General features: G+C 56.8%; 9 protein-coding genes and 1 pseudogene. 3 read left to right on the top strand and 7 right to left on the bottom strand.

Features of this window, described 5'->3' with window-relative positions:
- Positions 1-16 precede the first annotated feature (16 nt).
- A complete protein-coding gene (locus tag ASILVAE211_RS24325; RefSeq protein WP_227323960.1) occupies positions 17-742 on the bottom strand; it encodes an IS5 family transposase in 726 nt (241 codons plus the stop codon).
- A gap of 302 nt (positions 743-1,044) precedes the next feature.
- Between ASILVAE211_RS24325 and ASILVAE211_RS24330 the strand changes: the two are divergent.
- A pseudogene (locus ASILVAE211_RS24330) lies at positions 1,045-2,153 on the top strand (DDE-type integrase/transposase/recombinase); the annotation flags it as partial.
- A 356-nt stretch (positions 2,154-2,509) separates the two neighbouring features.
- Here ASILVAE211_RS24330 and ASILVAE211_RS24335 read toward each other — a convergent pair.
- The 5 genes from ASILVAE211_RS24335 to ASILVAE211_RS24355 are packed head-to-tail and all read right to left on the bottom strand — an operon-like array spanning position 2,510 to position 7,030.
- Positions 2,510-3,400 (bottom strand): ABC transporter substrate-binding protein, encoded by an 891-nt coding sequence (locus ASILVAE211_RS24335; protein ID WP_227323961.1) that lies wholly within the window; start codon positions 3,398-3,400, stop codon positions 2,510-2,512.
- 54 nt (positions 3,401-3,454) lie between these two features.
- Positions 3,455-4,798, bottom strand: a complete 1,344-nt coding sequence (locus ASILVAE211_RS24340) for an LLM class flavin-dependent oxidoreductase (RefSeq protein WP_227323962.1) — start codon at positions 4,796-4,798, stop codon at positions 3,455-3,457.
- A gap of 54 nt (positions 4,799-4,852) precedes the next feature.
- Positions 4,853-5,527 carry a GntR family transcriptional regulator gene (locus ASILVAE211_RS24345; RefSeq protein ID WP_227323963.1) on the bottom strand — a complete coding sequence of 225 codons (675 nt, stop codon included), beginning with the start codon at positions 5,525-5,527 and terminating at the stop codon, positions 4,853-4,855.
- Complete coding sequence (locus tag ASILVAE211_RS24350; protein WP_319799638.1) at positions 5,524-6,303, bottom strand: amino acid ABC transporter ATP-binding protein; 780 nt, start codon at positions 6,301-6,303, stop codon at positions 5,524-5,526. The genes ASILVAE211_RS24345 and ASILVAE211_RS24350 overlap by 4 nt, the downstream gene beginning before the upstream one ends.
- On the bottom strand, positions 6,284-7,030 hold the full coding sequence (locus ASILVAE211_RS24355) for an amino acid ABC transporter permease (protein ID WP_227323964.1): 747 nt from the start codon (positions 7,028-7,030) through the stop codon (positions 6,284-6,286). Before ASILVAE211_RS24355 ends, ASILVAE211_RS24350 begins: the two co-directional genes overlap by 20 nt.
- 566 nt (positions 7,031-7,596) lie before the next feature.
- Between ASILVAE211_RS24355 and ASILVAE211_RS24360 the strand changes: the two genes are divergently transcribed.
- Positions 7,597-7,797, top strand: a complete 201-nt coding sequence (locus ASILVAE211_RS24360) for a hypothetical protein (protein ID WP_227323965.1) — start codon at positions 7,597-7,599, stop codon at positions 7,795-7,797.
- 120 nt (positions 7,798-7,917) lie between these two features.
- Here the strand turns inward: ASILVAE211_RS24360 and ASILVAE211_RS24365 are convergent, their stop codons facing one another.
- Positions 7,918-8,109, bottom strand: a complete 192-nt coding sequence (locus ASILVAE211_RS24365) for a hypothetical protein (RefSeq protein ID WP_227323966.1) — start codon at positions 8,107-8,109, stop codon at positions 7,918-7,920.
- Between the two features lie 481 nt (positions 8,110-8,590).
- Here ASILVAE211_RS24365 and ASILVAE211_RS24370 point away from each other — a divergent pair, with 481 nt between their 5' ends.
- Positions 8,591-8,866, top strand: coding sequence for a hypothetical protein (locus ASILVAE211_RS24370; protein ID WP_227323967.1), 276 nt, complete (start codon positions 8,591-8,593; stop codon positions 8,864-8,866).
- Positions 8,867-9,034: the final 168 nt, after the last annotated feature.

A 9,034-nucleotide genomic window follows, 5' to 3' on the forward strand; every position in this document is an offset into this window, starting at 1 on the left:
ATATAGCTAGAGCATGTCATGCACCTTGCATGAGATTTGCGGCTTGTTTGAGCATGTAGCCGACGAACGCGACAACCCATCGCCTGGGTAGGAGAACGAAGCCTCGTTTGGCCTCGGGCAGTTTAACGACCTCTAGCCTGATGCCTTCCGCCGCGGCGGCGTTTGCGACTGTCTCGCCCGTATAGCTCTGATCGACATAGGCAACAGACACTGCATCACCAGTAGCGTCCTGGATATCGGCAGCCAGGCGGGCGACAGCCTCACGGTCGCCGACATCGGCTGCCGTCACATGCAAAGCGAGCAGGTGGCCGAGCGTATCGACCGCCAGATGAACCTTAGATCCACGCTTCCGCTTGGCACCGTCATAGCCGGCGCGAGTGCCACTTTCAGGCGTGGAGCGCAGAGTGCGGCTGTCCATGATCGCGGCCGTCGGCTCCGCCTGGCGTCCTGCGGCTAAACGGAGGACAGCGCGCAAATCCTGCGCCAGGGTCTCGAAACATCCCGCTGCCAACCACCGGTGGGCCTGCTGGTGGACCGCATGCCAAGGCGGGAGGTCGTTCGGCATGGCACGCCAAGCTATACCGTAACGGATCACATACCGCAGGGCGTTGAACAGTTCGCGCAGCGGATACTCCCGCTGGGGCGCATCTTCCTTCATCAAGGTCAGATACCCGACCACAAGCGACCACTCTTCGTCACTGACATCAGATGGATATGGCTTGCGGGTGCGGGCATTCCTCATGCCCTACAATTACGACATGGCCAACGAAAAGTACATGACACGCTCTAGGTAGCGACGGGGGCCAAGGCCCCTATCATTGTGCTGACGCAGACGGCAGCAATATAATTGGCAAAGCCTGCCAGAGTCGACACCGATAGCAGCATGATGAAGGCGGTTACCACAACCGTTCGGCGTGGGTTTTGTTCCGCCCAAAAGCCCCAAAGGAAATTTCCTCCAGCGGCCTGTCCAACGTCAGCGCCCATTGGACAGAAAAGGTTGATTGAATAGAGGAGGATTTCTGGCTCATCGTAACCGTAAGGGAAGTGAAGAAGAGCCAGAAATCCTCAGGCGAAGCGAGTACCAGTCAGCAGGTCATCCGCGACATCCGGCGCGCCACACGACGGCATTATTCGGCTGAAGAGAAGATCCGGATCGTGCTGGACGGGCTGCGCGGCGAGAACAGCATCGCGGAGCTCTGTCGGCGCGAGGCTATCGCCGAAAGCCTCTATTATTCCTGGTCAAAAGACTTCCTGGAAGCTGGGAAGAAGCGCCTGGCGGGCGACACGGCGCGGAATGCTGCAACGGACGAGGTTCGCCGCCTGCGTGATGAGGCCCGCGCCCTGAAGGAGGTTGTCGCGGAACAGGCCCTCGACCTGCGCCTGATTAAAAAAAGCATAGTCGGGGATGGGGAAGACCCCGCATGAGATACAAAGCCGCAGAAAAGCTGGAGATCATCCGGCTGGTCGAGGGATCGGTACTACCTGTGAAGCAGATCCTGGGCGAAGATCGGCCTACGCCGCTCGACCTTTCGTCGATGGTGCGAGCTTTACCGGACGGGCGGCCCGGAGACGCTGGCTGAGCGGCCGTCAGCGCCTGACCGGATCTGGAACCGCATCCCGGACGATATCAGGGCCAGGATCATCGATCTGGCGCTGGAGGCGCCTGAACTTTCCCCGCGCGAGATTGCCGAGCTGTCCACGGATGAGGAGCGCTATTTGTCTCGGATTCCACGGTTTACCGGCTTCTCAAGGCGCACAATCTGAGTACCCGCCCGAAATTCATCGTCATCAAGGCGGCCGACAGCTTCCACACGAAAACCACGGCGCCCAATCAGCTTTGGCAGACGGATTTCACCTATCTGAAGGTTATCGGCTGGGGTTGGGCCTATCTCTCGACCGTCCTGAACGATTATTCCTGCTATATCGTTGCTTGGAAGTTGTGCATCACGATGGCAGTCCGCGATGTCACGGAGACGCTGAACATGGCCCGGCAGGCGTCAGGGCTGCACAATGCCGCTATTCATCACAGACCAAGGCTGCTGTCTGACAATGGCCCGAGTTATGTCGCCGAGGACTTGGCAAAATGGCTCGGCAGCCACGGTATGGATCATATCAGTGGACCTCCTTCCCCTCACTGTCGCAGCACTGGGCGCGAAATGGGTTTGTCAGATAGCGGGCCGCTTTCCAATCTTTGCTGTCCCGCTTCTCTTGCTTCCGTGTCTATTAGCTGGCCTGTTTCAGGCTAATTATATTTAGCCGCCGGACGACGGTAATCCTGCCGACATCCAGCGCGGGATCATGAATATGGCCGGCATGAATTTGCCGATGTTAATTGCGTTTTGGCTTTGGGACCGACGCCTGAAGCAGATAGACCTCATAGCAGAAGATGGCGTGGCATTTGGTCTAGACGATTGGGTATAAAACTTTTTTGCGCTGCATCGATCCCTGAGAAAAATTGCTAGTCTCATAAAAAATGCGGACCGGCCGGATTCGACCAGTCCGCAAGAACTCATTTTTGCTGGCTGGCCCAGTTGATGGTGGGGGAGGTGATCCTGATTGATTCCAAGTTCCACTTCTTCAGTGCCGCGTCATAGACGCCATTGCTCACCAGCGTTTTGACGGCTGCCAAAATAGCCGGCTGCATGCCTGAATTCTTCGCAATAGCCACGCCACCGGGGCTGTTGGAATGCAGCAGCGGACCCACGACGACGAATTGCCCGGCTGATGTCGCAGCAGCGGAGTCATTCGCAGGTGCGTCATTCAGCACGCCATCAATCCGACCACTGCTCAGCGCGAGGACGGCGTTGGTCGTGCTGCTGAAAACGCTACCAGCCATCAGCGCATGGTCTGTTTCGCCGCATTTGCCCATCAGCTCCGGAAGAACTGTCGTCTGCTCTGTCGACCCGCGCTCGACACCAATCTTGGCGCCGCACATTTTATACATGCCCAGTTGCTTCGGATTACCGGTGGGAACCAGCAGGCTCATGCTGTTCCAATAATAGGTCACGAAATCAACCACACCTTCGCGTGGCTTCGTGTCCCCGATGGAAGACATGGCAACGCTCAACTTTCCGCTCGCGAAAGACGGGATAATGTCATCGAAGGGCGTATTCACAAATTTTACTTTGAGGCCCATCACCGTCGCGATGGCACGACCCAGGTCCGCGTCGAAACCGATGATCTCATGACTCTTTGGATCGATCGATTCGAAAGGGGCATAGGTTGCATCGGTTCCGATGACCAGCGTGCCGCTGTCACGGAACGAAGCCGGAACAAGCTTTACGACGGCAGGGTCTGCTGCCAGCTCAGCGGCGCGCGCCTTGGCGCCGAGACCTACTACGGGAGATAGCAGAATGGCTGTCGTGGCCAAGGCGCAAAGCATCAGACGAGACTTACGCATCTTATCTTCCTGTCGGAGTTTTAGGGGTAAAGGAAATCAACCGGCCAGCGCCGCTCACGCGGTTGCGTGCTGCTTCACATAGCGGTTGGTATGCGGTTTCAGACCCAGGTTTTCGCGTAGCGTCTTGCCTTCATACGCCTTGCGAAAACGACCACGGCGCTGCAATTCCGGCGTGACGAGCCGCACGAAATCCTCGCAGCCGCCGGGCAACTGGTTCGGTGTGATGTTGAAGCCGTCACAACAATCGGCATCCATCCACTCTTCCATATAGTCGCAGATGTCGGATGCGGTGCCGATCACTGGGCTGCCACCTTCGCCGGCCAGATAGCGACAGAGGTCGCGGATGGTCCAGTTATTCTCGCGCACCAGCTTCATCAGGCGTTCCTGGTGACTGCGCACTTGGGCCTCGGCCTGTGGCTCGGGCACCGGGCCGTCCAGCGGAAACGAAGACAAATCACCGAGCGCGTTGTAGGCGCGCGCCATGGCGACAAGCGGATCGACCAATTCCTGTAGAGCATCGTATTTTGCTTGGGCCTCAGCCCGTGTTGTGCCAACAATCGGACATAAAGCCGGCATGATCTTCAGATCGTCCCAGTCGCGGCCATATTTCGCCATGCGACCCTTCACGTCATTGTAATAGCCCAGCATCGCCGGAATGCTGTCCTGGGATGCGTAGACAACATCGGCAGATTCAGCTGCAATCTCGCGTCCGGGCTCACTGGACCCGGCCTGCACCAGGATCGGCCGCCCCTGCGGCATACGCGCGACGTTCAACGGTCCCTTGACCTGAAAATGCTTGCCGACATGATTGAGCAAATGCATTTTGCTCTCATCGTAAAAGATGCTGCTGGCACGGTCATAGACAAAGGCGCCTGGCTCCCAGGTATCCCAGAGCCCCTTTACGACCTCGACAAATTCCTGAGCCCGTTCATAGCGCGTGTCATAGTCCAAATGCTTAGCGCGATTGAAGTTCTGCGCCTCGGCATCGGACCACGAGGTTACGACGTTCCAACCGGCGCGTCCTCCGCTGATGAGATCCAGCGTCGCGAATTTCCGAGCAACGTGATAGGGTTCATTGTAGGTGGTGGACGCGGTAGAGACGAGACCGATATGCTGGGTGACGGCCGCAAGCGCCGGCAGCAATGTCATTGGCTCCATTTCGACAATCTCGAAGCCGGATCGAGCGAGCGAACCTTTTGGTTCATCCTTTTCGCGAATGCCGATGCCATCGGCGAAGAAGATCATGTCGAACAGCCCTTGCTCTGCCATCAGAGCATTACCCTTGTAATGCTCGAAGCTCAGCGTGCCGTCAGCCGGCGTATCCGGATGCCGCCAGGCGGCGACATGATAGCCAAGCCCCCGCATCGACATGCCCAATTTCATCATTCTCTTGGTCATAATTTTCTCCGACATGGCGCGGCATCCAAGTGTCGCATCGCCATCACACAAAATTCAGCTGAGAGCTGCGATAAGGTTCTGTTCCGAGCGCCTGAGCCGCTGTTCAAGCTGCGTGCGTGCACCCGATCTGTCACCGGCACGCAGCATGCGGCCGAACGCCTCATGGTTAATCCTGCCAACAGCCACATCCTTCGGCGGATAGGCCTGAAACAGCAGGATCTGCATTTCCTGCACCGCCGCCTTGTAGGTGTTCATGATCCGCGTAGAACCGTGCACTGCGACGAGCGCCAAATGCACGTCTAAGTCAGCGCGGTTCATCGTTTCGCTATCAACCGAGGCAGGCAAATTGGTCAGCCTGTCAACTGCGGAAAGAAGCGCATCCCACACCGCGCGTGGTGCATCCGGCAGCACGTCGATCGCCGTCAGTTCAATCAGCCGGCGTGTCGTATAGATGTCGCGCACATCCGCGGCGCTGAGTTTCCTGACCTCAACACCTTTGAAGGACGCACGCATCAGCAGGCCTTCCGCGACCAGAAGACTGATCGCCTCTCGCAGCGTATGGCGGGAGACGTCGAATGCCGCCGTGAAATCAATTTCATGAAGGCGAGTGCCGGGCAGCAGCGCGCCCTTGGCTATTTCGGCACGCAGAGCCGCGGCAATACGCATGGGCGTCGTCTCCCGCTCCAGCGGAATGCGGCGCTCGGGGCGTGCTCGCGCTGCGCCGCTCATGCGACCCGCGCCAGAAAGCTGCGCGTTCGCGCTTCCACGGGCGCGCTGAAAAATGCCAAGGGTTTGCCTTCCTCGACGATCGCGCCGTCCTCCATAAAGATGACCCGATCGGCGACGTCACGGGCGAAGCCCATTTCATGCGTCACCACCACCATCGTCATGCCGCTGGCTACCAGTTCGCGCATCACCTCCAGCACTTCGCCCACTAACTCCGGGTCAAGCGCACTGGTCGGCTCATCGAAGAGCATCAGCTTGGGCTCCATAGCAAGCGCCCGGGCAATGGCAACCCGTTGCTGCTGGCCACCTGACAGCATGCTCGGATAATGACCCTCCTTGCCCGCAAGCCCGACACGGGCAAGCAAAGTCCTTCCACGCTTGGCTGCATCGGCGCGCGGCACACCACGCACGCGCATCGGTGCCACCATTACATTGTCCAGCGCGGTCAGGTGGGGAAACAGGTTGAACCGCTGAAACACCATGCCTATCGCAGCACGCTGGCGGCAGGCCGCTTTTTCTGCCAGGGCATGCAGCCGGTTCTCTTTCTCCTGATAGCCGATCAAGGCGCCATCGATGACGATCTCACCCGCCTCGATCTCCTCCAGCCGGTTCAGGCATCGCAGCAAAGTCGATTTGCCGGACCCAGACGGGCCGATGATACAAACCACCTCGCCGCGCGCGACGGTCAGCGAGACATCCTTGAGGACGACATGCTTCCCGTAACTCTTGCGGAGGTTGAGCGCCTCCACCATCGGAATGTCAGGTGCGGCGGATCGCATGGACGGCTCCCTTGCTGAAATGGCGCTCCAAGTAATGCTGGCCGGTGGACAGAACCGTAGTGATGGCAAGGTACCAGATGCTGGCTACGACAAGCAGCGGGATGGTCAGGTAGTTCACGGCGTAGATCAGCTGAGCGGAGTACAGCAGTTCCGTGACCGCGATCACGCTAGCGATAGAACTCGTTTTGAGCAGGCCGATCGTCTCATTCGCGGTCGGAGGAATGATCACGCGCATGGCCTGGGGCAGCACGATATGGCGAAGCGATTCCGCGCGCGTCATGCCGAGCGCCTTGGCTGCCTCGCCTTGCCCATGATCGATGGCGGAAATACCGGCGCGGGTGATCTCCGCCATATAGGCGGCCTCGTTGAAGCCTAGCCCGATGATGGCCGCGATGACCGGGGTGATAATGGCGTTGAGGTTGAGTTGCGGGCCAAAGGGCAGACCGATATGTGGATAGAGCGCTTGGATATTGAACCAGAAAAGCAGCTGCACCAAAACCGGCGTACCGCGGAAAAACCAAATATAGGCGCTGCTCACCAGGCGTAGGAAGCGGTTGGATGACAGCCGCATCAGCGCTAGCAGCAAGCCGCCGATCACGCCGATCGCCATCGCGCAGACCGTAATTTCAAGCGTCAGCATAAGTCCGTGCAGGATATCAGGCGAGAAGAGGTAACTCGCAACCACATCCCAGCGAAAGCGTTGGTTGGTAGCGACCGACCAGGCCAAGGCAAGCAATAGGACCGTCGCCAGAGCGACGGCTACTTTCTGCGCGGTCCGCTTGGGCTGAACGATGCGGGAGGTGTGACCGCGCATCAGCGCAGGCGGGCTGTCGACAATTCGCAATCAATAAACCTCTCGAAATGGGCTTGGGGCTGCGGCCGCCACTAGGAACCTTTAATCAAACACTACAGTTTGATTGTTGGACAATTTAACGATTCATTGATCTAGGTCAATGCAAGATAGTGTGCCCGGCAAGCAATTTTGCGAAAATCAGACATAAAATGACCAATTATTAGCCGTTTGCCTATAATATAGTCTATTTAATTGGACTGCCTGATTGACGCAGCGCGTGCTTCACCCTGTGAATGCCATGCTTTCGAGGAACTGCCCCAAACGGCGTTGAACCTTCAACAGGTTCAACGGGGCTCCTGTTCCGCAGCTATTCAAGAAAGCTATCATCTCCCTGAGTTAGCCTTAGATTGAGCGAGCGTTTACCGTTGAAATCTCGTCAGAACGGTCACTGGCGGAGTAAATTCCTGGTGCGCGCTTCTTCGTTCTGATAGAGAAGATCGATGAAATCTTTAATCGCCACAGTGGATGTATTTCATCGCCTGCGCTGTGTTGGCGCCTTTAATTTTCCGATTAAGGTGGGTGCTGACCGGCAATTCTATGCCGATCAAGCTAAGGCAGGCTATTCAGTCGTTAAGATGTCCATGCCGTTTGTAGAATTAGATTTCCGGTATCGCGAGATAGCCGTTCAGCCCATTTCGTAACCAAATCCCGATGCGCACAAGCACTGGTGATCAGCGATTGAAGTCATTCTGTTCGCCAATTTTTAGTTTGCGCGTGATACGGGAATCTTCGTTCAAGACTTCTCCCATCACGCGGCTTCCTTAGCCGCATCCCATCTTCTGGAAGCGGTTTTTCCAAAACGTCATGTCGGCTTCTTTGGCGAACATGACTCGCGCGCCCGTGGCCCCGAGGCTGACTCGAATATTGCCGCCATTGCGCTCGCGATGATCGGCTGCCCAGGATTTGAACGTCGGATCATCCGCGCTCATTCCCTTGAATTCCAGGACGCCCACGACCTCGTCTTGCTTTCGATGCCTAGCCAATTGCTGCGATCCTCGTTCGTGGTCGGGCTGCTTTACAGCAGCGCGTAGCGGCTACCAAGCGGTCCAGGGTTAAATTCATAGGCTGTACAGGACGACGCTGTGGCTCGCGTCAACCGAAAAGACGACGGCAATTGTGCTGCACTCGGTGCGCACCGCCGAGTCCTCGCCACTTGACGTTCTCGCGCGAGCTGTAGCCCGGCTTAGATAGCTTCACAAGTGGAGGGCAGGAGATCGACATAGTCGACAACATCAGATGCCCTGTTTGCCCCTGGTTTCCCGGAGTGCGGCCGCCCCGTCAGGGTCGGAGGCAAGCTAATGCCGAATTTTGGATTAAGCCTTTTGCTTAGTTGCCGTGCAAAAGCAAATCTGTTCCATAATTTAGGCTCTATATTCCTAGATTGATGTTGCACGCGAATTGGTTGGGTGGAAAGTTCTGAAGGCGCTCCGGAAAATGACCGATTTGCAAACATCTGAAGAAGATGCTCCTGTCCAACTGCCCCTTGAGGTTGATCAGTTTATCCCCCGGATTGGCGATGAAGAATGGATCGCTCTCACTGCTTTAAACACCTTGGCAGATAATCAGCATTTCATTTGCGCTACTGGTGTAAGTGAGGAAGCCATCTCCAACTTGATTAAACTCGGCTTTGCTCTTGGAGAGCCACACATGGCTCAAATCTCCAAATGGGGGCGTGAAGCGTTTACTATTATAATCAAGCAAGATAAGTAAAAGCCTTTTGCTTTTTTGCCATTTCGTCAAAGATTATAGACCTTGGCGTTCACTGCGTAAATCCCGGTTGCAATGACTGATTAAATCGGCAGATGCCGTCTTCTGGCTAAGTAGCTGCCGGCTCGCCTGATCCGTAGCAAGTTCGTCTTGCATACCGAGGCAAGGTAG

The organism is Acidisoma silvae, assembly GCF_020618775.1.
Lineage (GTDB): Bacteria > Pseudomonadota > Alphaproteobacteria > Acetobacterales > Acetobacteraceae > Acidisoma > Acidisoma silvae.